Origin of the sequence: Bradyrhizobium sp. AUGA SZCCT0169, from assembly GCF_018130085.1 — a bacterium.
Lineage (GTDB): Bacteria > Pseudomonadota > Alphaproteobacteria > Rhizobiales > Xanthobacteraceae > Bradyrhizobium.
Genome location: NZ_JAFCMC010000017.1, coordinates 1 through 21847 on the forward strand (window position 1 = coordinate 1; position 21847 = coordinate 21847).

The 21847-nt window shown below is 58.8% G+C and carries 26 protein-coding genes; 14 read left to right on the forward strand and 12 right to left on the reverse strand.

Translation table 11 applies throughout. The features are described from left to right. Both JQ609_RS19775 and JQ609_RS19780 read right to left on the reverse strand, forming a co-directional pair. A partial coding sequence (locus tag JQ609_RS19775; RefSeq protein WP_212274622.1) for a hypothetical protein occupies window positions 1-205 on the reverse strand: 205 nt, incomplete at its 3' end. A gap of 228 nt (window positions 206-433) precedes the next feature. Continuing rightward, window positions 434-853 (reverse strand): hypothetical protein, encoded by a 420-nt coding sequence (locus tag JQ609_RS19780; RefSeq protein ID WP_212274623.1) that lies wholly within the window; start codon window positions 851-853, stop codon window positions 434-436. 531 nt (window positions 854-1384) lie between these two features. Between JQ609_RS19780 and JQ609_RS19785 the strand changes: the two genes are divergently transcribed. Beyond that, window positions 1385-1705, forward strand: coding sequence for a VanZ family protein (locus JQ609_RS19785; RefSeq protein WP_212215177.1), 321 nt, complete (start codon window positions 1385-1387; stop codon window positions 1703-1705). 303 nt (window positions 1706-2008) lie between these two features. On the opposite strand, the gene JQ609_RS19790 is transcribed toward JQ609_RS19785, so the two are convergent. Both JQ609_RS19790 and JQ609_RS19795 read right to left on the reverse strand, forming a co-directional pair. Further along, window positions 2009-3022, reverse strand: coding sequence for an alpha/beta fold hydrolase (locus tag JQ609_RS19790; RefSeq protein WP_212274624.1), 1014 nt, complete (start codon window positions 3020-3022; stop codon window positions 2009-2011). A gap of 413 nt (window positions 3023-3435) precedes the next feature. Continuing rightward, on the reverse strand, window positions 3436-3999 hold the full coding sequence (locus tag JQ609_RS19795) for a hypothetical protein (RefSeq protein WP_212274625.1): 564 nt from the start codon (window positions 3997-3999) through the stop codon (window positions 3436-3438). Window positions 4000-4798: 799 nt separating this feature from the next. On the opposite strand from JQ609_RS19795, the gene JQ609_RS19800 reads away from it, so the two are divergent. Further along, window positions 4799-5005, forward strand: a complete 207-nt coding sequence (locus JQ609_RS19800; RefSeq protein ID WP_212274626.1) for a hypothetical protein — start codon at window positions 4799-4801, stop codon at window positions 5003-5005. 666 nt (window positions 5006-5671) lie between these two features. Here JQ609_RS19800 and JQ609_RS19805 read toward each other — a convergent pair. After that, window positions 5672-5875: a cold-shock protein gene (locus JQ609_RS19805; RefSeq protein WP_212274627.1), complete on the reverse strand. Its 204-nt coding sequence runs from the start codon at window positions 5873-5875 to the stop codon at window positions 5672-5674. A 209-nt stretch (window positions 5876-6084) separates the two neighbouring features. On the opposite strand from JQ609_RS19805, the gene JQ609_RS19810 reads away from it, so the two are divergent. Next, on the forward strand, window positions 6085-6252 hold the full coding sequence (locus JQ609_RS19810; protein ID WP_212274628.1) for a hypothetical protein: 168 nt from the start codon (window positions 6085-6087) through the stop codon (window positions 6250-6252). A 1360-nt stretch (window positions 6253-7612) separates the two neighbouring features. On the opposite strand, the gene JQ609_RS19815 is transcribed toward JQ609_RS19810, so the two are convergent. Then, window positions 7613-7786, reverse strand: a complete 174-nt coding sequence (locus JQ609_RS19815; RefSeq protein ID WP_212274629.1) for a hypothetical protein — start codon at window positions 7784-7786, stop codon at window positions 7613-7615. Between the two features lie 816 nt (window positions 7787-8602). Here JQ609_RS19815 and JQ609_RS19820 point away from each other — a divergent pair. The 11 genes from JQ609_RS19820 (at window position 8603) to JQ609_RS19870 (ending at window position 16768) form a co-directional block, all read left to right on the forward strand. After that, window positions 8603-8836 (forward strand): hypothetical protein, encoded by a 234-nt coding sequence (locus tag JQ609_RS19820; RefSeq protein WP_212274630.1) that lies wholly within the window; start codon window positions 8603-8605, stop codon window positions 8834-8836. Between the two features lie 592 nt (window positions 8837-9428). Next, window positions 9429-9623: a hypothetical protein gene (locus tag JQ609_RS19825; protein ID WP_212274631.1), complete on the forward strand. Its 195-nt coding sequence runs from the start codon at window positions 9429-9431 to the stop codon at window positions 9621-9623. A gap of 409 nt (window positions 9624-10032) precedes the next feature. Further along, complete coding sequence (locus JQ609_RS19830) at window positions 10033-10380, forward strand: hypothetical protein (RefSeq protein WP_212274632.1); 348 nt, start codon at window positions 10033-10035, stop codon at window positions 10378-10380. A 218-nt stretch (window positions 10381-10598) separates the two neighbouring features. Further along, window positions 10599-10772: a hypothetical protein gene (locus tag JQ609_RS19835; RefSeq protein ID WP_212274633.1), complete on the forward strand. Its 174-nt coding sequence runs from the start codon at window positions 10599-10601 to the stop codon at window positions 10770-10772. A 356-nt stretch (window positions 10773-11128) separates the two neighbouring features. Then, window positions 11129-12430, forward strand: a complete 1302-nt coding sequence (locus JQ609_RS19840; protein ID WP_212274634.1) for an ABC transporter substrate-binding protein — start codon at window positions 11129-11131, stop codon at window positions 12428-12430. Between the two features lie 55 nt (window positions 12431-12485). After that, window positions 12486-13385 carry a branched-chain amino acid ABC transporter permease gene (locus JQ609_RS19845; RefSeq protein WP_212274635.1) on the forward strand — a complete coding sequence of 300 codons (900 nt, stop codon included), beginning with the start codon at window positions 12486-12488 and terminating at the stop codon, window positions 13383-13385. After that, window positions 13385-14341 carry a branched-chain amino acid ABC transporter permease gene (locus JQ609_RS19850; protein WP_212274636.1) on the forward strand — a complete coding sequence of 319 codons (957 nt, stop codon included), beginning with the start codon at window positions 13385-13387 and terminating at the stop codon, window positions 14339-14341. The genes JQ609_RS19845 and JQ609_RS19850 overlap by 1 nt, the downstream gene beginning before the upstream one ends. Then, on the forward strand, window positions 14341-15084 hold the full coding sequence (locus tag JQ609_RS19855; protein ID WP_212274637.1) for an ABC transporter ATP-binding protein: 744 nt from the start codon (window positions 14341-14343) through the stop codon (window positions 15082-15084). The genes JQ609_RS19850 and JQ609_RS19855 overlap by 1 nt, the downstream gene beginning before the upstream one ends. Next, window positions 15081-15746, forward strand: coding sequence for an ABC transporter ATP-binding protein (locus JQ609_RS19860; protein WP_212274638.1), 666 nt, complete (start codon window positions 15081-15083; stop codon window positions 15744-15746). Before JQ609_RS19855 ends, JQ609_RS19860 begins: the two co-directional genes overlap by 4 nt. Before the next feature lie 232 nt (window positions 15747-15978). Beyond that, complete coding sequence (locus JQ609_RS19865; RefSeq protein WP_212274639.1) at window positions 15979-16413, forward strand: hypothetical protein; 435 nt, start codon at window positions 15979-15981, stop codon at window positions 16411-16413. 16 nt (window positions 16414-16429) lie between these two features. Beyond that, on the forward strand, window positions 16430-16768 hold the full coding sequence (locus JQ609_RS19870) for a hypothetical protein (RefSeq protein WP_312014876.1): 339 nt from the start codon (window positions 16430-16432) through the stop codon (window positions 16766-16768). 469 nt (window positions 16769-17237) lie between these two features. Here the strand turns inward: JQ609_RS19870 and JQ609_RS19875 are convergent, their stop codons facing one another. From JQ609_RS19875 to JQ609_RS19900, 6 genes are all read right to left on the reverse strand, one after another. Next, entirely contained in the window at window positions 17238-17681 is a 444-nt protein-coding gene (locus tag JQ609_RS19875; RefSeq protein WP_212274640.1) for a hypothetical protein, read from the reverse strand. A gap of 113 nt (window positions 17682-17794) precedes the next feature. Next, window positions 17795-18469, reverse strand: a complete 675-nt coding sequence (locus tag JQ609_RS19880; RefSeq protein WP_212274641.1) for a hypothetical protein — start codon at window positions 18467-18469, stop codon at window positions 17795-17797. Beyond that, on the reverse strand, window positions 18466-18858 hold the full coding sequence (locus JQ609_RS19885; RefSeq protein WP_212274642.1) for a phage holin family protein: 393 nt from the start codon (window positions 18856-18858) through the stop codon (window positions 18466-18468). Before JQ609_RS19885 ends, JQ609_RS19880 begins: the two co-directional genes overlap by 4 nt. Next, a complete protein-coding gene (locus JQ609_RS19890; RefSeq protein ID WP_212274643.1) occupies window positions 18842-19468 on the reverse strand; it encodes a YtxH domain-containing protein in 627 nt (208 codons plus the stop codon). Before JQ609_RS19890 ends, JQ609_RS19885 begins: the two co-directional genes overlap by 17 nt. Window position 19469: 1 nt before the next feature. Next, window positions 19470-20639: a hypothetical protein gene (locus JQ609_RS19895; RefSeq protein WP_212274644.1), complete on the reverse strand. Its 1170-nt coding sequence runs from the start codon at window positions 20637-20639 to the stop codon at window positions 19470-19472. 339 nt (window positions 20640-20978) lie between these two features. Then, window positions 20979-21122 carry a hypothetical protein gene (locus JQ609_RS19900; protein WP_212274645.1) on the reverse strand — a complete coding sequence of 48 codons (144 nt, stop codon included), beginning with the start codon at window positions 21120-21122 and terminating at the stop codon, window positions 20979-20981. Window positions 21123-21847: the final 725 nt, after the last annotated feature.

Below are 21847 nucleotides of genomic sequence, written 5' to 3' on the forward strand. Positions count from 1 at the left end.
GGCGCTGAAGGTCGCGGTACGTCAGCGGCGCAAAATTGGTGGAGACAATCGCAGGCTGGTCCGGGAACCGGCTGGCAGTCCGACCGATGACCTGGCCTAGCGAGCACTCAAGGCTATACGAGGCGATTCCCTCGTCAGTAAATTCACCTCGCCGCTTCCAATCGTAATTAATTACGTCCGGCACGACCGGCGCTGGACCGTCCATTACGCTGCTCCTCCAGAGCTATCAACTTATCGGGAAAAAGTGGCAACGGCGACGGGCCACAGGAGGTACCCCGTGATTTCAATTGCGCTTTGCACCTCCCGGCGCCAGCGCCGCTCGCGCCTTGAATTAGAAAGCCCCAGCGCTGGGGACCGTTGGAGGCCTTCGCCGGACCGATCTATCGCGCCGGCTTCCGGCCGGCCCTCCATAAAGCTATCCTGTTTTCGCTTCCTATCGGTCCGCTACCTGACTCAGGCTTAGTGCAAAAAAAAATGCATTGCTAGGGAGATCGAATTCTTCATTGGCAAGGAATACAGCCACTGCGATGGCTTTCCAAATTTGCATTTCACGCTTGGTGAAGGCGTCGAGCGTCTCGAGGACGACTGGCCGGAAGCGAAAGGCCTCTGAATAACCCGTCCGCTTTCCGAACAGCGAAGGTTGCCTCACCCGATGACACCTCTCGATATCCACAATGCCACGGCCAGCTCGATCGTAAAGCCGACACTCGAGGCCGGCGGTGACATGACCGACGTCATGCTGCTGCTCGAATCTGTCGTGGTTGGCGTCGTCTTGGTTGCAATAAGGAACGGCGTCGACGAGATGGTCCTCCACCAGCTGCTCGCCTGCGCTAAAGCCCGAATTGCCGGCCAACGTCCGGCGCCGAAGAAGCCGACGGCAACGCCTGACTAACCTGAACATTTGGCAGACCAAGCGTTTGGTCGAACCGCTTTCGGGCGTTAGCGGACGCCGTCACCTCGCCGGGCTCATTCACCACCGAGGTCGGGGAAGGTGCCTTGTGTTGCCTCTTGGTAATCCTAAAAGGCACGATACTCAAACGCCGGTGGTTGCCACTTATTCCCGATTTTTTCGCGCAATGTCGACTAACGGACTGACAGGATCTCAGTCGAGAAAATAGCTTTTGCATTGCCAATCCAGGTTGATACTATTGCGTCTAATAGCCCGGCCTTTGGGCCGGAGATTTACTCGTCTTTTCGTTGTCTGGAAACAATGAGCGCGGTCCGCTTGAACCCCGTTATATTGCGTAGTTTGTTCGATGCGTAAGTCCGGTTTTCTGCCGCAAGTGTTTTCTTGTACGCCCTGGAAGGGAGTGACGAACTTGCTAACGGATACCCTAACGCTGGCCAAACGACGACGGTTGGGGTGACTTTGGGACGATTAGCGATGCTTCTCGGAGCAATCTGTGGCCTGTTTATCCTATGGTTCACGCTTGCCGCTCACAGACCACATTTTTCCCCCTACCCTGGTTTCGATCGATTGATTGCTTTCGCGATGCTGAGCTTCCTCTTAGCCTTCGCATTCCCCAAGCATCTTCCGATCGTTTTGCTCGTATCGATTGTATTAGCGATTGGTTCTGAAACGCTTCAATTTCTGCGTCCTGGGCGTGACCCCCGCATCATTGATGGAATGATGAAGGTCATCGGGGCCAGCGCGGGCGTCGCCTGTTTCGCTCTGGGGAAGCTGGCGTTCAAGCCGAAAGCGTAGCGCTCGTTTTTGTCGATGACACACTCAGCCGAGGACGTAATCAAACAGTTGTCACCAGAGCGAGATGAACTTAGGAGAATCAACTCTTTCGGCTAAACGCCCGTAGGTCTCGTGGCCGAATAGTGCCACACGCGGAGTGTCCTCTCCTCCAAATCATAATCGGCGTATCTGCAGGGCGCGTGCTACCAGCCTAGCGCGGCCTGCCTCTCGCTTGGCTTTACGTTCCGAGTAACGCTTTGCGGCGCCCACGGCTCATCCTGTGCGCAGCCGATCACGTCGGGCCAGGTTGACGTTCGACTTGGATCAGCCTGTAGATTTACCGGACGCAGAAGAACTTCCGTTTTCATCCCGCGACGAGATAATCCGTAACGGCTGCTCGAGGCAAACGCTCAGGCTATTGACGGCCTGCTCAATGGTGTCGCCGTCGGCATAAGTCACCATGTGCCCGGCATCATCCACGAGGTGCAGGCTGGACCGACCGAGTACCTTGTGTAGACGTCGAGCCTGTTCGGATTCGATGAGGTGGTCCCCTGCTCCGTGGAAAATATGAATCGGGCACCGAATGCCTAAATAGCGAGACTGAAGTCGCGCGGCTTCCGGAATGAGAAGCGCGCTTTCCTCCGCAGCCGCCCTCAGTTGCTTCGGCCGGAGTGTCAGGGCAGCTGGAAAGTTATCCTTGAATTTGCCAGGAACGGCGCAAGGCGCAAACATCTTGCGAAGTAGAGCAGGCAGAATGGCCCATGATATAATCGGCGCTAGCGTGTAGCGCATCATATCACCCAGCACCGGTACCGCTGGACCGGACATCATCCAGAAGTCCCAACGCGCCGTTGGAAAGTAGTAACCGGACGCAAGCACAAGACCACGGACGGGGTAGGTGTCCTGCAATCCGATGGCGATAGCGACCAGCGCACCCCATGAATGGCCCAGCACGACAGGTTCGCGCACGCCGAGATGATGAAGAGCCTTCACGAACAGCGCCGCTTGGGATGCCGCAGTCCAGATGCGCCCGCGGGGCCGTTGACTATATCCGAACCCCGGCCGATCAAAGCACAGAACGCGGTTGCGGCGAGCAAGACGGTCCACCAGACCGCTGATGATTAGATCCTGAATCAGCGAGCCGTTGCCATGGAACAGCACTACGGTCGGCGCCGCCTTATCACCACGCTCCAAGTAATGAAGGCGCACGCCTTCGCAGTCGATGAAATTGCCGATGGGTGGGTTCCGTTGTTCCGCCACGAACGAGAACACGATATTCCCGATCACCAGGACAAGAATGCCTACAATAAACACAGAGACAAGTTCAGCAGAGAACATTTTGTTATGCCTCGCGACGTGAATAGCCAACCGAATTGCGGCGAGCGACCTGCGGCATAACCGGAACATATTGCCGTCGTTCCTAAGAGGCATCGCGCATTCATGGAAAAAACCGGGGGCCACGGTCGCACGCAGATCGCGTTGCTCGACACGAAGCTGGGGTAAATCGTCAACGCAATCATCGGAGAACAATGATGGCAAACCCACGCGAGGACAAACTAGGCAGGGCAAAAAAAGTACGGAAGAGAGCAGGCACGCTGCTTAGCGGGTTTTGGTCTCAAGAAAAGGCGCATCTAGCACGCCAGGTGAGGCTGACTGCCGGTCGGTTAACGAACGCTACGATGATCGAAGGGCGGGCTGGGGCTGCCGGTGGAATCGAAATATGTTGTCTAACTCGCCCACAGCCGTTGATTTCAAAAGAAATTTTTCCCTAGCTTTGCAACGAGAGCGATGCATCCATAGTCCAAAATCTCCTCATAGTGATCGTAAAGCGCTTCGTAGCGCTTGTAGGTTTCCCAACGCATCCATTTCGGCTTCGGTGGGAAATCCCACTCTTCAGGATCAAGGTCCGCGATTAGCCGTGACTTGATCCGGGCTTTGCCCGCGTGCGCCCGATTTGTGATGTCATTGAACTGCGACTGGTAAGCAACTTGCCTGCCCCAGGTTTGGCGGCTGCAAAATCGAGTTGCACCATTTGGCTTCCATAGCACCGAAGCCCGTCGATTCTTGACTGGGCAAATAAAGTACCATTGCCAGCCACCAAAATGCCGTTCCTCCGATACGAGCGTGATCCGTTGGTCAAGATTCCCGACCTGAATTCGAAACCAACCTGCATGCGGCGCGGTCATATCGGCCGTGATCAGACCAGTCGCAACGTCGCCCCAATACGAATGCGTCCACGTAATCCCCCGGAGACCGATGTTCGCGTCACGGCGAATGAACCCTCTTTTTGCGAGCCTATTTAGATCGAGCTTCAATCAAACCCGCTGACGGCTTTTAGCCATTCACTCCTCCTAAATTAGGACAATAGTCCGCCTTCCGCGTCCTCCCCCTCCCCAGGAACTGCCCTGAAAAGAGGAGCGGTATAGAGGGAGCACATTTCAGCACCGTTTACCGAGGACTGCCCTTTATCGGTGGCCAGCCGCCTCCCCGTTGCGCAACACAGTAACAACACCGGGGTTCGTGATCCTCGATATCCCTCAGCCCATGCTCGGGCAGTCGGGCCGTCGGAAGGGCTTTCACCTGAAGTTCCGGCGGTGCATTCCGGATTTTTGGTCCGGTAACCTAACGGCTGATGGCGTCCACGAGCAGAGAAGGCCCAGTGCGCGGACGAGAACGGGGACAGTCGTCAAACCAACCCGTTCTTTAGCCCGCGCTCAATCAGCTACCGCTGGCGCCCTTCTCTACTTCCCTCTACTTTGGATTGGCGCGACCGCAAATTTGCCAGTGCTGGTGAAAGCTCAATAGTGTCAGCCAGCCGCGATAGCTAAGTTTGCCAAGTTAAGTACTTGAGGTTAGTCGATGTGTCCGTTCTGCTGGGATCGCCAACAATTCAGTTGATAATTCAATTACTTGGCTCGATCCTCGTTTCGTTCTCTCGCTCGATTCGTGTTGCGAGGCGCTGCAAACCGGTGACAGCGATTTCAATGATTTACCATTCGCTACCAGTGCCTCCGTGCAACACGGGCACAACACGGCGCTTCACGCTTCGTTCGCTTTAGCGCACCTGCGCGCAATCAAGCCGACGATCGTCAAACTGAACGTTCGGGCGCGCCCATGAATCGGCCAGCCCTGCAGGTAGTAGCCGCGCTGCCATTGCTCGCCCTCGCCGCCCTATTGCTAGCGTTCGACGTTCACCCGATGGTTCTCGCCATAATCGGCGTCGTGGTGGCCATACCAATCGTAGCGCTCTTGGCTTTGTTCGCCGTGGCTATGGTGCTCACCGTGAAGGCTGAACAACTCGGCGGCAGCGGGATAGAATAACCCGCCGGCAAAGAATGCTGCGTGGCGGGGGAAATTTCAGATTGTCGCGGGAGGTTCGGGATCATTGCGTGATGTCCCTGACTTCCCCGGGTCTGAGGTTTAACGCCGCCATTTCTCGGGCCGTCAACTGGTTGAGCAAGGAAGCGGACCAGCCTTCAGGAACCACGTTCAGCACCTCGTTTAAAGCATCCTCTCTGGCGCAGGCGACGGCATAAATCCGATGGTTCTGACCATCGGTTCTCACCCTGACCAAGTGGACTTCGCCGTTACTTCCCATCCCCTAATATGCATATGGAATCACTTGCGTTCCACGCCGCCGCCAGAGTCCGCTGGCGCTCACATCGGCGCGGGGCAAGTATGCCTTTCGGCGCTCCTCGCCACCCTGGCGTCCTTCGACATGCGCTAAGAAGCGGCCCCAACATCTGGGGCTGGGTTTGAGCTGGGGCCGCCCATTCCAACCGCCGGTCACGCGGAGACAAGCGACCAACGGCCAGCTAAATTACCGCAGCTCGGTTGATCGTTCAGCACAATTGTGTACTCAAGTGCATTCCCTACGCGGGTGCAAAAACGACGGTCTCAGTGCCGTAAGCGCCCAAGCAGGCTGGCAAAAGAGCGGCCCTCGCCCACGACGGCGATTATCTTAGATACGGCAAGAAGCGCGTTGGTCTAGCCGACTCTCAGGTTTTCCGCGGACGTCTTGCCGCGATTTTCCGTCTCTTCGTAGCTAACCTTGGCGCCCTCGTTGACGCTGCTCAGGCCGGCCCGCTCAACGGCCGATATATGGACGAAGACGTCTTTGCCCCCGTTGTCTGGCTGGATGAATCCATAACCCTTGTTCGGGTTGAACCATTTAACCGTGCCTGTCGCCACGGGCCGCACTCCCTGTTGAAGCAAGTCTGGTAGCCTAATTCGGATAACCAGTGCTCGGCAAGGAATCCCGCGAAAAAGCCCCGGACGAAGAACCCCGCCGGTAAGGGCGCGGGCACGTTCGAACCCCTCGACGGTTCGCGGCATGGTTGTTTTTATTGGGACCACTCGTCGGGTTGTGGTAAATAGTTGCTTGGGGCGGAGGAGAGCGAATGGAACCTCCCGAGCAAACACCGGACAAACGCCACCCTCAGATTGTGGGCGGCGAAGATCGCATAAAGGCGGCGATTGAATCTCTTGAGAAGGAGAACCGCTCGCTTAAAGACCTTGTGATCAAGCTGTCAACGCTCATTATCCGGGGGATTACCGGTAAGAAGTAAGGCCGCCTCAGTTGGCGCTAATCTCAATTGTCCGGTATGCCGTTTGGTATGTCCGAAGACGTAGCCCGATTCCGCAAGCAAGCTGAAGAAGCCAGAGAGCACGCGGCGCGCGTTGTAAGCCCTCTCGACAAAGAGGCTTGGCTGCGGATCGCTCAGGAATGGCTGAGGCTAGCGGATGCGGTTGACCCGCGCCCGAAGTAAGGCTGTCTCAGTTGGCGAAGGCCATCCAATAAACAGCTAGCCCCCTAGCCCGGCGACTAAAGCCACCAGCGCCCAATCGCGTTTCGTGAGCAGTTCGAACATCTTTAGTTCTTTTGGCCCGCCAACTGCACAAACGGCCCCGGCGCGGGGGACGTTATGCTGCACCGAGGCCGCCAACCCAATGGGGGTTTTTCTCCCGGTTGGAGGTTAGGGGCATACCCCGGGAGCGCAGAGTTGATTCCTCCGGCGCGTGATCGTTCCTAGCTCCAAGAAAAACCCGCCGGTAACTGTCCCCGGCGGGTTTCCTTTACGCATTACTCTCGCGGGGGCTTTGGGGTCCGTTCCACGATTGCCTGCCAGCATATCGATCGGTGGTTAAAGAACTTTAGCTGATCAATGCGTACGTCTTTTGAAGTCGTTCTTGGATTGCCTCTATGCGGCTTATCCAACGGCCTGCCCTGACATTGCGAGTCGTTACTGCTCGCCAACCTGCATTCGCCGTTGGCACAATCGCGATCGAGATCCCGTGAAGAGGAAAGTCGTCGAACGCCTGCAATTCCTCGTAAAATAACCATGCGAGATCAGTGCTCGAAATTTTGGTTTTCGCCATCCTTGCTGGCTCGCTGTTAATAAGGCCCGGCCGGTTTGAGCCGGGCACCGGTGATGCAAAGTGCTTTAGAAAAAAGCAACTCTAACGCGAGTGTCGTGAATCACCTAGCATTTCCAATCAAAATACGACCCGCAACAACGCGGATACCCCACCCGTGCGCGGCCAAGCGCACAGGTGGGAGCACTATCAGATGCCAGTGAGGCACTTGCCGAGAAGCGCAAGCGCGATGCTGATCTTGAAGCAGGCGCGGCCTGCGTACAGTCGGATCAGGCGCATCGCCCGCCTGGACTTTCGCGTGCCCTCGGCCAGGCCCTCCTTAAACGCAGTCGATCCGTAGTAGCTGACTATATCCGAAATACACTCACAGCTTTATCGACCATGACGGAAACCCCGTTTCTACCTCCGAGCGCCGGGCCGCAAGCGCGTGCCGCTGCCTGGCCTGCCGTGGTCCCCTGAGTTCATGGAAGCGCGCCAGCGGGCACTAGATGGCGACTGGGTAGTGCCGCAGCTCGGTGTCAGCCGCACCAGAGCACCGTGAATGCGGCTACCTCACTTCACATCGTCCCAGTCGTTACCCTGCGCCCGGTCATCGGGCCGGCCGGTGAATACGACGATCTTGCCTTCCTGGATCTGGACGCGCTGCACGGCCAAGCCAGCATTCACCGCGCCCCTGACGGCCTTGGTGACGTCACCCTGCTTGAACTTGTGCGCGCCGCGGGACATTGCGTTGAATACACTCCATTGGGCGCTCGGCCGGCCAGGCCACATGCGCGTCGTGGTTCGCGAAATGCTTGCGAAACCGAGGCCCAATGAAAGTCGGGAATCTGTTTGCGCATTATTCGAAAGCTACCGCTCACTATGCGGAAGACAAACCTCTTCGAGCGCGGCGAGATCGGACCAGAGGTATTTCTTGAGGGCCTGGTGTGTCGAAGCTCGTCGATCGACCGTACCGGCCGGGCCGGTCACCCAACCGGGTAAAGGTCAAAAACCCCGCCTCTCCCGCCATGCTGCGGGCCAAGGATGCGTTTTCCTGATGGACGCACTACTTCGCGCGAAATAACCGAGCACTCACCCCTTCGGGGTAGCGCCGGCTACTCGGCCGCACGGCCGTGCGGCACATTCAGGAACGAGCAGCCTCTGAATTTCTAGTAAAATCAGAGCGTCCCCTCACAAACTTAATGTTCTCGTTAAATTGCTAGGGCGTTCAGGAGTGCCAAAGAAACGGCCCCAACGTGCGCGGTGGGCGAACACTGGGGCCGACATTTCCTCGAATGAAGCGCGGGGGGACGTTGCATCCATTCGGTCGTGCACAACTAAGTCGATCCGGTCAGGAATCGTTCCGCTCCCTTTAACGGGGCGGCTCAATCGCACAGCCTTCCGGCGTGAACCCGCGGGCTCAGTCACTATTCGGCCTTGGGGTCGAGCGCTCACGGCGCTAGTCTTGCTTGCTTGGTCATCTTTGTCGCGATTCGTCATACGACGCTGCTCTTCGTGATGGATTGAGCAACCCTATTATGAGCGTGGTCTGGGGAAACTGCGATGAAACTGCTCAACGAATATTTGGACCACGCGCTCTCGTTTGAACAGTTGGCGGCCCAAGAGGAAAGGCCGGAAGTCAAAGCGCAGTTCGAGGAGCAGGCAGCCGCCTATCGAAAACTAGCAGCCGATCGCGCGGCAAGGTATGGGCTTCGAGCCCCTAGGCCGCGCTGGGGCCGTTCATTTCAACCGCGGGCAACGCGAAAAAGCGACCAACGGCGAGCCAAATTACCGTAAGTCGGTTGATCGTTCGGAGCTACTTTGGAGTACCTCCGCGCTTGATCCCCCAGCGCCATCCGCCGGCTTCCGCCGGCTTCCGCCGGCTTGTAGAATTGGGCTGCAAAGCGAAGCCCAACCCTGATCCGTTACCAAGCCTCTCGGGGCGACGCTCTGCGCCTGACATGATTACAGATTGTAGTTGTCGCTTCGCTCCTCTGCAGGTAAGTTTAACTCTCGGACAGACGCCCCCCGGCCTGGTCATTTTATCAGGTAAAAGCATTGCATTTTTAGCCAAGACGTTATTCGCTTCGAAAGAATTTTAAAAATGAATCACGAAACCAAGAGATTGGTTGTCGGCAGTCGTTTTAAGATGAGTGAACTCGGAGTCGCTCGATGCCCGGATCTAGCAGGGCAGACAGGGATCGTTGTCGAGGTGAGCCACAGCAACACGGGCGTTACCGTCTTGTTCGGCGGGGCCAGCAGACCAACTGCCCTGCACAGGGATTTTATCACCCCGATCTCGCGGTAACCGGATCGCTTGCTGGCCCACTCTGGTTGCGGAAAACTCCGCTTAGCGATGGGGCTGAAGGCGAAGCGTTAGGAGGTTTCATTGGCTGACATCGTGAACCTTGGAGATAAGCTAAAAGCGCAGCAGGAAAAAACAGCCCGCATGGACCTGACGGCTAAAATGATCCCAATCATGGTCGAGACAGTTGAGAAGTTTTATTCGATGGGCGCCACACCAGAACACATCGCGCGCTTTCTGCAGGTCGCCATCGAGGAAATTAACAAAAGGCCGCGCTAGATTGAGGGACTGAAGCCAACCATGTCCATATCTGCTAAACTCATCAAGTTGGTACCTGAGGGCGAAGCGAACGCGGTCTCGGGCCGAGTGCTCTGGCAGCAGCTGGGCATGTGGTCACCCGTTAGTGTCAAACACACTTTGAAGAAGATGGCCGCAGCGGGTGAAATCGAAAGGAAACACGTTCCGCACCCAACTGGTGAAGTGGGATTGTATTTCAAACAACCGAGCCGGCCGCAATAAGCGCTGGCAGCGTTCCGTGGATCTCCACAGACACGAAAAAAGGTAGCTCCTCGCCGCCCCGCATGGGCTCCTCCAGCAGAGGTAATTACTTGAGCCCGCATCCGTTCCGATCTGGAACAAATCGCGGCAGCCCCGTTTGAGTCAAAATTCTGTTGCGTGAGGTTGCGTTATGCGTAGGTCCAACTGGACGCCGTCTATTGTGCCCAACGAAACCGATCAGACGGTCTATCTGGTCGCCAGTGGCCGCGCCTGGGTCGAGGCCGACTACGAAACCACCGACCTGGAGACCGTGATCCAGGACCTCCTCACAGGCCAGTACACCAACCCGATCCGTGTCGTCGCCTTCAACACCGCCGAGCGCTGGTCCGAAGACGTTTCCGAAGACGTAGCTCACGAACTCCGGCGTCGCTGCGATCTGCAGATGCGGGACGTGCCGTTCTTCCTTCAGGATTTCACCGACCGCTATGAAGGCCGGTATCGCGACGTGCAGTTGCCGCTGCCGATGCGTTTGGTCTGACCGTGGCCTTCCAGCGGAAGAAACCGGCAGCGGAAATTTCACCCCGGCGGGCAGCTATTCGCGTAGTCTCACAGGGTGGCAAAAAAATTATTCCGTAATGTCAGATACTGAACAGACGAAAATCCGCGCCCAATTCTAATTTTCAGCCTCGCAGGTTAATGCCATGACAATCAAAACGCGGCTGCTGAAGCGCCGCCGCCGGGGCGTGGGGGAATGCCATGTTAGATCTCAACAGGGAGATTGAGCTTCTGGAACGCTGCGCCTCGGAATGCGCGCTGATTTCCGACTTGGCCACCGATCAGCACGCACAACAGGAAAAAAGAAAACTTGCGATTGAATATCGTCAGCTAGCGGAGGATTTGAAATCCTACCGGTCGACCTGGGCGGTTTAGCAGCATCTCGCCTATAATGAGTTCTGAATAATTCTTTGTGCCTAACATGGGTTGTTGCCGGGAGGCTTCCACACCTCCTAAAGTCGGGCCGGTTTCTTGCCCGCCAACGCGCTGCTCGCAGAGCGCCAGAAGTCCGGGGCACCGATCCGATCATCCGCCGGAACGGCGAGCTGCTCACGCGATCGCTTCCTTCGGGGACAGCAAAGGGATTTAACCGTCGCCCAGGTTCCCATACCCCGCCTACTGTCGCAAGGTCGGCGGATAGACTTGCAGCTGGCTCCGATTATAGTAGCGTCACATCAAGAAAAAATTGCACGGCCGCCCGGCCAGGCCAATTAAAAAAGGGAGAGCTTTCGATGCATTTTCTAAAGGCTGCAGTTGCGGTAGGTGTCGCCGTCACAGCGTTTGCTGGGGTAGCACTTGCACAGAGCAAGCCGCAGGAGATCAAGATCGGTATCACCACATTCCTGTCCGGGCCGGCTTCCGTCTTCGGCGTGCCGGCAAAGGCAGCGGCTGAGATGATAGCGGAAGACCTGAACAAGAAGGGAGGCATCGGCGGTGTCCCCGTGAAGCTTTCCTTCATCGATGAGGGCGCCGGCGGCGAAGCGCTGGTCTCCAACTACCGGCGCATGGTGCAGGACGAAAAAGTCGACGCGACATTCGCCTCGATCTCTTCCGGCAGCTGCAACCAGCTTGTTCCGGTTGCCGAAGACCTCAAGGTCATGAACTTTATGTGGGATTGCGGCGCGGCCTCAATCCTCGAGACGAAGAAGTATCGCTACAATTTCCGCACGCAGGCGAACGGCACGCCCGAGATGCTCGCGGTGCTCGTCTATCTCCTCAAGACAAAGCCCGACTTCAAGACCATCGCGGTCGTCAACCAGGACTACGCGTGGGGCCGCGAAAGCTGGGAAATATTCTCGACCGCATTGAAAGCGATGAAGCCTGACGTTCAGGTGGTGGCGGAGCTCTTTCCGAAGTTCGGCGCCCCTGACTATTCCACTGAGGTATCCCGCTTGCTGGCACTGCGGCCAGATGTCGTCCTCACTACCTCCTGGGGCGGCGACCTCGACACACTGGTGCGACAGGCAGGCCAACGCGGCTTGTTGCAGCAATCGACATTTGTGCTGGGTATCGGCGAATCCTCGATCCAACGACTGGGCAAGGATCTGCCGGAAGGCCTGATCGTTGGCGCGCGCGGGGACCACTGGTTCCTGCATCCCGAAAAAAAGAACGATCCTGCCTTCAAGGCCTTTGCCGAGGCATTCAAGGCAAAGACTGGCGCTTGGCCGATCTACCCGGTCTACCATATGGCGCAGGCCTTCACGGCATTGCAGACGGCCTATGACAAGGCGATCAAGGCCAATGGCGGCAACTGGCCGACGCGAGAGCAGGTCGTGGACGCGACTGCCGGTACCGAATTCGCGACCGGTTTCGGCAGGCCAATCACGCTAAGGCCTGAGGACAATCAGGGTCTGGAAGCGCAACTCGTCGGCGTCACCAAATCCTTTCCGGGCTATGACTTCAAACTTCTCGACAACATGATGATCTTCGATCCAAAGGTGATCACCAATCCGGCGGGCGTGCGCTCGGTCGATTGGCTGAAGACGCTCAAGCCGGAATTCGTCAAGATGGACGTGCCGACCTTCAAGCAGTAGTCCTGATCACCGTCCTTCGGTTTCAACCGGAGGACGGGCTTTCCTGAAGGTCCTCATGAACTCGACTCTCGCCACCCTGGCCGTCCTGGACGGGATCAGTTACGCCGCCTTGGTGTTCCTGGTTTCCGTCGGGCTCAGCCTGATCTTCGGTGTGCTGCGCGTGGTAAACGTGGCGCACGGCTCGCTCTATGCCTTCGGCGCCTATCTCGCCGCGACATTCAGCCTCGCGATCGCACAGGTGTCGCCGTGGCTCACCTATCTGGCGCTGCTGGCCGCCTCCATCGTAATCGGCATCGTGTGCGGTGGTTTCATCGAGCGCTTCCTGTTGCGGCCGCTCTATGGACGCGACGACGTGCTGCAGCTTCTGATCACCTTCGCAGCCTTCATGATCATGGACAATCTGCAGCGTCTGATCTGGGGCGTCCAGCCGATTTTCGCTGCCGAGCCCTTGAGGCTATTGCCGAACATCAGCGTATTCGGCGTAAACTATACGTCCTACCAGGTCATCCTGCTACCGGGCGTGGCGGTCGCGACACTGCTCGGACTGCGCTACTTTCTGCGGAAAACCCTTGCTGGCGCCGTGATTCTGGCGGTCACTGAGGATCGCGAGGCGTCAACCGCGATCGGGATCGACGCCCAGCGCGTCTACTCCATTACGTTCATCATCGGGGCGAGCCTGGCGGCGCTCGGCGGCGCCCTTGCTTCGCCCACCACGTCGCTGGTGCCCGGCATGGGCGCGGACATGATCGTGCTGTCTTTCGCAGTGGCGGCCACTGCGGGCCTGGGGCAGATCGAGGGCACCGCCCTCACGGCCCTCATGATCGGTTTGACGCGCGCCTTCGTCATCTATCTGCAGCCAGAGTTCGAAGTCCTCGTACCCTATCTGCTGATGGTACTGGTGCTTCTGGTGCGTCCGTTCGGACTGTTCGGTGCCGTGCAGGTGAGAAAAATCTGATGGTGGGCCGCATCAAGCCGATCACGGCAGTCGCAATCATCTTCTTTCTATCGAGTGCGATACTGCCGCTCTTCGTCGCGAGTTGGTCGACGCTGTTCGCGCTCATTCTCGCCAAGGGCGTCGTGGTGCTTGGTATCGTCCTGTTGCTGCAGGCGGGACAAGTGTCGTTCGGACACGCGATGTTCTTTGCCACAGGCGCCTACACCGCGGCGTTCTGGGGCAAATACATCGGCGGTGGCGATATCCTGCTCTATCTCGTGCTCGGTGGCTTAACGTCCACTGTTTTCGGCCTGATCGTCGGTCTGTTCGTGGTTCGCTACCGGGAAATCTTCTTCGGAATGCTGAACCTGGCTTTCTCGATGGTGTTGTGGTCGCTGCTTGAGAAAATGTTCCACTACACCAACGGGGCTGACGGCATCCGGGTCGCCCGTCCCGGCTTGCTCGGATTTTCGTTCACGCCGGAGACGTTCCAGTACGTCATTCTCTATGTCAGCCTCTTGATCGCGATTGCCGCGTTCTACGGCGTGCAACGCTATCTCGACAGCCCACTCGGTCACATGTTGCGGGCAATGAAATCAAACGAAACCCGGCTCGAATATCTGGGAATGTCGGCGCGGCGCGTGCTGCTCATCGGTTACGTGATCTCCGCGTTTCTAGGCGGCATTGGCGGTACGCTGGTATCGATCATTCAGCAGATCGCGACGCCCGAGTTCGGCTTCTGGACCAAGTCCGGCGAGTTCGTGTTCATCGCGATCCTCGGCGGCGGCGCCCATGCCTTCGGTGCTTTCGCGGGTGCTGCGATGTTCGAATGCGTGCGGTTCTATGCCGCCGCGCATCTGGCAGACTCCTGGCAGCTCATCCTCGGCGTTGTGCTGATCGTCATCATCCTTTACGCGCCGAACGGCCTGATCGGCCTCCGCCAGCGCTACGGTCAATCCAGGCAGAGAGGGCATTGATGGCCCACGTCCTGCTTTCCGCAAAGAACATCAAGATCCGGTTCGGCGGCGTCATCGCCGCCGATGGAATCGACCTCGATGTCCTCGAGGGCGAAAACCTCGCCATCATCGGGCCGAACGGGGCCGGCAAGACGACGTTCCTCAACATATCGACCGGTTATCTGCGGCCGCAAGCCGGCTCCGTAACCTTTCTCGGCCACGACATCACCGCGCAGCTGCCGCGCAGGATCACCAAGCTCGGCATAGCCCGCGCCTTCCAGATTCCGCAGCTATTCCTCGATCAGACCGTGATGGAGAATATGCTGATCGCGGCCGCCTCCCTGCGAGGACGCCCGTCCGGCTTCCAGGCCCTATCGCGGATGCCGGAGGTGCCGGAAATGGAGCGGCTGCTGGATCTCGTCGGTGTCAGATCGTATGCAGAACGTACTGCGCGGGAGCTGCCCGAGGGGCAGCGCAAGCTCGTCGATATCGCGCTCGCGCTCGCGCTGAAGCCAAAGCTGCTTTTGATGGACGAACCGACCTCGGGCGTTGCGTCGTCCGAGAAACTAGCCATCATGGACATTCTCACCACGGCGCTCGCAAAGGAGAAAGTAACCTCCGTCTTCGTCGAACACGACATGGATATGGTGGAGCGCTACGCCAACCGCGTCGCCGTGTGGAACGTCGGCAAGATCCAGAAGATCGGCACGCCGGCGGAGGTGCTGGCGGACCCGAAGGTCCGGGAACAGGTGATCGGGATATGACACCGATGCTGAGTTTCGAGAACGTCAACGTAGCGATTGCGGACGCGCCGGTGCTGCGCAATGTCAGCTTCTCGCTGCTTCCAGGCGTAAGCGCCGCGCTCATCGGCCGAAACGGCGCCGGCAAAACCACGACCGTGCGCACCATCATGGGCTTCACGAAGGCGAGCGGCATCGTTCGGCTGGGCGGCGAGGATCTTGGACCGGTCCCGCCGCATCGCCGGCCGTCGCTTGGTCTTGGCTACGCGCCTGAGGATCGGCGCCTGTTTTCCGCCTTTACCGTCGAAGAAAACATTTTGCTTCCCGGCCGCGTCGGTAAGCTGAGTCCGGAAGAGACGCGACGGCGGTTGGAGCGGGCCTATTCGGTGCTGCCAGAACTCAAGGAGCTTGCAAAGCGTCCGGCGGGATCGGTCTCGGGCGGACAAGGCAAGATGGTGGCGCTTGGCCGGGCGCTTATGCTTGGCACCCGGCTGCTTATCCTGGACGAGCCATTTCAAGGGCTTGCGCCTGTCTTGGCGCAGCGATACGCGGAAGCACTCCGACGGCTTCGTTCGCAGGACAAGGACATTACGCTCCTCATCACCGAATCAAATCCGAAGCTGCTCGAGACATTCGCGGACGTGACTCTAACGATCGAAAGAGGCGAGATAGAAGGAGCACGGTGAACTAAGTGAAGCAATGGCTTTCATCGCCCGGTCTTAGAGCGCCAGAGTAATGCTGCTGACGTTACTCATTGGATTGGTCGGGCTGGTGTTGGTGACGCGCGACCAAAGGAAGCGGCAGCTAGAAAGATAAGGCCGCCGTCCGTGGGCGGCCTCTTTCGTTGTGCCTGATCGCACTCGCAAACCGCAATCCGTAGCGGCTTCCCTTAGAGGCATTGCAGCGCTTCAATCGGCCATGCCCACCCTCACCCGCCGCCCTCACCCCAAACTCTCCGACTGTTGGCATGTCTTTTGTGGTGACGTTCAGGTCGGCACGATCGCGGTCCAATCGGGCTTGCCTGTCAAAGCTAGGCAATGGCGATGGGACGTCGGTTTCTACCCAGCATCTCACCGCGGGCATAACCGCTCCGGCTATGCGGCGAGCTTCGATGAGGCGCGGGCGGGCTTCGAGGTCGCCTGGAAAGACTACCTCCCGAAATGCACGGAAGCTGATTTCAACGAGTATCGCCGCCAACGCGCCTGGACGGCTTGGAAGTACCGCATGCATGAGGGGGGCCTAGCTCTGCCGACGCAATCGACCAACGGACGGGCGCGCTGTTTCTGCGGCTCCTCGATCGATGTAGCGAGCGCCGCGGCGCACGTTAATGAGGCGCATCCTGAGCCCGCCTGAATAGGGAGCGGAAAACTTGAATCGGATCGGCTCGCACGATCATTGCCATGGTAATCATCTGCGGATTCGTGGGGCTATGGGGCATGCTGAGATGAAGTTTTCGACTGAACGACCTTATGCGGATCCAGAGAAGGCCGCGCGCAAGATCCTAGAGATTGCTAATGCGACGGAAGCCATCCAGGATGGCCGCATCCACATCGAGAAGATCAACGCTCCGATGCTGTACAAGGAAGGCGCTTCGCCCGCGGAATACGGCGCCGGGCTGCGCTTTGCAATCGACAAGGGTTGGCTGTTGCTGCACGAGAGCGGCACCTTCGTGAAGTTCACCCCGGCCGGGGCCGAACTGTTCGCCTGAGAACGCGAAAAGCCGCCCCTTCAGTTATAGCACGCCCACAAAGGCAGAAACGATCAAGATTGCCGCTCCCACCGCTGGGATTATCACATCAACTGTTACGCGTCGCTTGGCAGATTCGGTCATGGCTGAACCCTCCATCCACGGGAAACCGCGTTGTCTGACCTATCGCGACCGAGCACTGTGCGTCAGCTCACATACATATCGAGAAAGTTCACCCAGGCGGGCCTGTTCGTGGCTCGGTGCAAGGGTACGGGTGGTGTCGGGGTGGTCCCTGTCCTCGGAGTGCGTTTCGTGCGAACGCCTGTGCCGGTTCTCGGTCGCGGATGGGGGACTCAATGGAACCCAGTGTTCAATTTTATACACCTGGGGCGGAACGATTTTCCGGATCCGACGTGATCTATTCGGGTAGGGCAAACGGCATGAGGACGTGCAATGCCCAGCAGACCCATCAAGCTCCCTTCCGAGGGCATCATGAGCAGTATGCGTCTGCCGAGGACATGTTGCCGTTGGACCGCGCCAGGGACGCGCTTCCAAGCAAGGCCACGAGCCCCACTCCGAGAACGACGGCAAGCGCCCAGGCAGCGAGGCCATGTAGGCCGTCGCGATGCTCGATTTCGTCAACATCCGAGGCGGCCGGAGCGACACTCGTTCGCCCCGCAATGTAACCTCCCACGCCGAAACTCAGTGCAGCCTGGATAATGAGATAGAGTCCCGACAAAATCCAAAGTGCGGCCGACGCGTCCCGCCACGTCGGCGCAGTCGACGAAATCCCCAACCCGACCGTCGCGCCGAACGCCAACAGAATCGACGACAGCGCGGTTGCCACCAGCGCACCCAATATCGCGGGCGACCAGTTCAAATACCTGGAGGGAACCTTAATGGGAGCAGCGCCGTGTTCAATCTGTTTTACCATGTCAGCGCAGCCCGAAGAATGACAATACGGCCAGGATGACGACGACTAATCCAACCAGATAAATCAAACCGTTCAATTTTCTCTCCTCGTTTCGCTACGATCGCACTTGCAGTTCATGTTGCGCTCTGCGATGCGCTCTTTCCCGCCGCGTCGACCACGCGGCTGACCTTGCCTGAAAGGTCGTCCATCGCCCCCCTTGCGCCGTCGATCGTGAGGCCCTGCCTGCGCGCTTCGTCTGCCGCGGTTTCCACGACGGTTGCCGCAACCGTGGCCGCCTTCTCGATCTGCTGGCCTGCGATTTCGGCAGCCTTGCTTTTCAGGGTCTCGCTGGTTTCGCCAAGGTATGATTTTTCGATGTCGGTGTTCGGCAAGGCTGCGGCGATGCCGGCGCCGATGGCCAATCCAATGGCGCCCAATGCCAGGGGCTGTGCCTTTAACAGATCGGTCAGATTGCCCCGCACCGTGCCAAGAACGTCGGCTGAATCCGGCAGGGCCTTTGCGTATTCCGAGGCCATGCGGGTCGCGGTTTCGATACCATCGCTGCCCGTCTCACGGAGCGTTCCGGCAGCGAATGCAACGCGGTCCTGTGTGGCGCTCATCGCATTCCTTGCCGCGTCCGGCAGGCGATCCAGGCCGGTCTTCTGAAGAATATCGCCAGGTGCACCCGCTTTGCCGGCGAACAGCCAGACCAGTCCCATTCCGATGAGTGCCGCGGAGACCGGATTACGGCGCGCTGCGTTGCCAAGATCCTTGATAAAGTCCGAGCCCTTTTCAGTCATGTCGGTCATCGGACCATCTCCCTCGCTGCCGCTTTGTCACGCTGTACTTCTTCAATCGTTGCCGTCGGCTTCAATGCATCGCCCGAGAGGCGGTTAAGGCCCACCACGATGAGGGCGGTCGATAAGACCGCTGCGCTGCCACCGGCGATGAGATATGCGATGGGCTCGGAAAGCCCGCCCTGTATGAGGGCAGCCGCCGCGGCAAACAACAGTAGGACAAGCGCGGGAATCATGATGACTGCCCCAGCACCCATCATTGCGGCGGCTCTCCCGGCCTGTCCGGCCTTTTCGGACAGTTCGGCGCGAGCCAGCACAAATTCGTTTCCGATCAGCTTTGCAAGCTGACCGACCGCATCGCTGAACAGTTCCGGGATCGAACGATCAGTTCGAGAAGTCATCGCGGTACCCTCGGTTGTCTGTTGCGGAGGAGCGGCTGTCCGTTCTCAGGACTTGCGAACTCGGGCCGTCGTCACTGGAGGAGCTCTTGAGGAACCGAACGGCTCCAAAACCCGCGAGGACCGCCAAGCCAAGGAAGGCCGTGGGTTGACGGCGCGCAAAGGATTGCGCTTTCCGGACCACGTCGTTCAGGTTGCCGTTGCGGATGTGATCAGAAACTCCCTCGATCTGGGAGGCCGCCTTCCGGATGTAGGTGCCCGCGAGCGGGAGATCCGTATCGAACTCCCGTGCCGCGCGCCGCATTGTATCCGCCAGGTTGCCAACGTATTCCGCGCCGGAAGATTTTTGACTGTTGACCGCGTCCTTGAGCTTGTCAGTAGCCTGAGATGCAACATCCTTGGCCGCATCGACGAGATCGGAGGCTTGGCCCTTGATGGCGTCGGTCGAGCTTTCAGCAAGATCCTTCGCCTTGTCGGTGAGGTCTCGGCCCGCCGACATGGCCTGCTCGCTCAAACTTTTCGTTGACGCAACCGCGTCGTCAAACTTCGCTCTTGCGGAGTCCTGGCCGGAAGACGCCGTGCCTTGATGTGCAGTTCCAATGAGGTCAGCCATGTCAGTTTCCTCCGCCGGGATGTGAATGGGGTGTCTTGTCCGGATCGAACGCCGTCGTGACAGCGCTTTCCGCCACGCGCCTGACGCGTTGCAGGATCTCGCTTGCCGACTCGTCCAGCTTGTCCGGGGTCAGGCCTTCCGCGCCGGCCTGCCGCGCCACGTTTTCAAAAATTTCGCCCGCTAAGCCCTTGGCAGCATCGAAGCCTTTGGAAGCCGCCTCGCTCGCCCGCCTTCGGGCGGCCGCGGCTGCGTCTCCGACGAGATATTCCTCCAACTCACTCTTGGGAAGCGCACTCGCAATCAGACCTCCGACCAACAGGCCGACGCCGGCGACCAGAAGTGGATTCTGCTGGATCGTATCCAACATGGTCTTTCCGGCGCGATTGGAATAATCCGCTGCCCTGTCCCGAACATCCCGGGCCGCTTCCAGCCCCGCATTCGCCGCCGACGAGGCGGCGCTTCGCGTGGCGGCGGCTGCACCAACGGCGATATCACGCGACGAATCCATCGCGGAACCAGCCACTTCAGACGCACTGTCTTTCATATCGGAAACACGCGTGTTGATCGCGTCGCCTGCCGAGGCGGCCGAGTCCCTTAGCCGGTCTGCCAGACTGAGCTCTGGCGTCGAGGACGTTGCGGTGCGGCGAACCTGGTCCGCGCCCGCGGACGGCACGTCGCTAACGCGTCCGGCGGCATCCGAAACCGCACCCGTTGCCGAGCTGATAGCCTCTCCAACCTGTGCCGACATATCCTGGCCACGCCGGCCGAGTTCGTCCGAGAGATCGGAGGCCATGTCGGAGGCTTTTTGGGTGATCGATTGGCCGCTCTTTGTGCCGGCAAAAAAGATTCCCGCGCCGACCATCAGCACGGGCAAGGGAATAGCCCTTGCGAACCTGAAAAGCGGATAGGCGAGGCTTGCGCCCACGGCCACCGCCTGCATCGGGTTGCGGCGCGCGGCCGCCGTTATGTCCTCCAACATGCTTTCGCCTTTGGAGCGGACGTAGCTCCTGACTTCCGCCTTGATGCTTTCGGGACTGATGCGCTGGCGAATTTCGCTCGCGGTGTCGGTTACGCTCGCCTTGAGCTGATCGACCGTTTGGGTCAGACCTGCGCGCGTCTGCTCGGTCTCGCGCTGTAGCTCTCGGAGCGATCGATCGGCCGTCTGTTGCATGACCTTGACTCCTTCCTGTGCCGAACTCGGGGACATTCTTATTGTTCCCGACGCGTTTTGACGCTGGCACTTTTGGCGACGGCGGCGATCACGGTCGCGATCCAGGTGGCTACGCGCTCGCGGAGCGCGGCTTCCTGGGTGCGCGGAGAGCTTATTCCGGCATAGGCGCGGAACACCCAGGATTCTGCACCCAGTTCAGACCGCCCGCACAAGCTGATGTTGTCTTACTTCCTTTTCTTAGCCTCAGCCGCGACGCACACTCGCTCTGCGTTGGGCGGCGATGCGCCTGGTTTGCTGACATCAGCGCCTGGCAGGAGGGCTGGTTTCTTGGCCTTTGGGTCAACTGTGGTCGGCACACTGGCACCTGCGTTGGGTGCCGGTTTTGCTGGTGTCTTTTCCCATCATTGGTCCGCCGGTCTGAGCCAACGCCAATGAAGGTCTTGCCAAAAAGGAAAGTGCTGCCGCCAGTACTATTTCTTTCATGGACCCCTCCTCCCAGTTAAAATTTCTTTAGTCGTCATAGCGGAGTTCGTTCCGACGGCCCTTGAACAGCCAGTGGCTCGCCGCTCGTATCGGCGCTCACGAAATCCGCTGCGGTGACGTCTAGCACCTCTAGGATGCGTCCGGGGCTGACCCCTTCGGGAAATAGGAACAACCCATCGCTCAATTGATTGTCGTGCGGAGAAGGAGATTGATTATGTCGATACGCCTCCCTGTCAAATTGCTCATCACAGCTCTTGTGCTTTCGCCCATTGCCTCATTTGCTCAAGGTGGTGGAGGCGGAGGCGGTGGTGGAAGCTCGGGCGGAGCGTCCGCTGGGGGCAGTTCGTCAAGCGGCGCGTCTGCCGGCGGCGCTTCGGGAGGGTCTGTAGGGACCAGTCCCGGAACTGCAGCCCCTAGCGCAGGCTCCGCTGGAGCCGGTAACTCGGCCATCAGCGGTGCCCCGAACGGGCCCGGCAATCCTGCGGGCCTCAACAATTCGTTGAACGACCCCAGTGGGGCGGCCAATTCTGCTGCAGCTCCGAATGCACCGGGCACGAATACGGTGGGGACCGCCAATTCTGGTGGTTCGCCTGGAAATGCTGGCGGGAGAAACTCTGCACCTCGCGGTTCTGTTACAACAGGAACGGCAGGTAACAGAGCTGGCGGCACAAGCACTGGCCGCATCGATGGTACGGTAACGCCAGGCGGCCCATCCACTCCCGCTG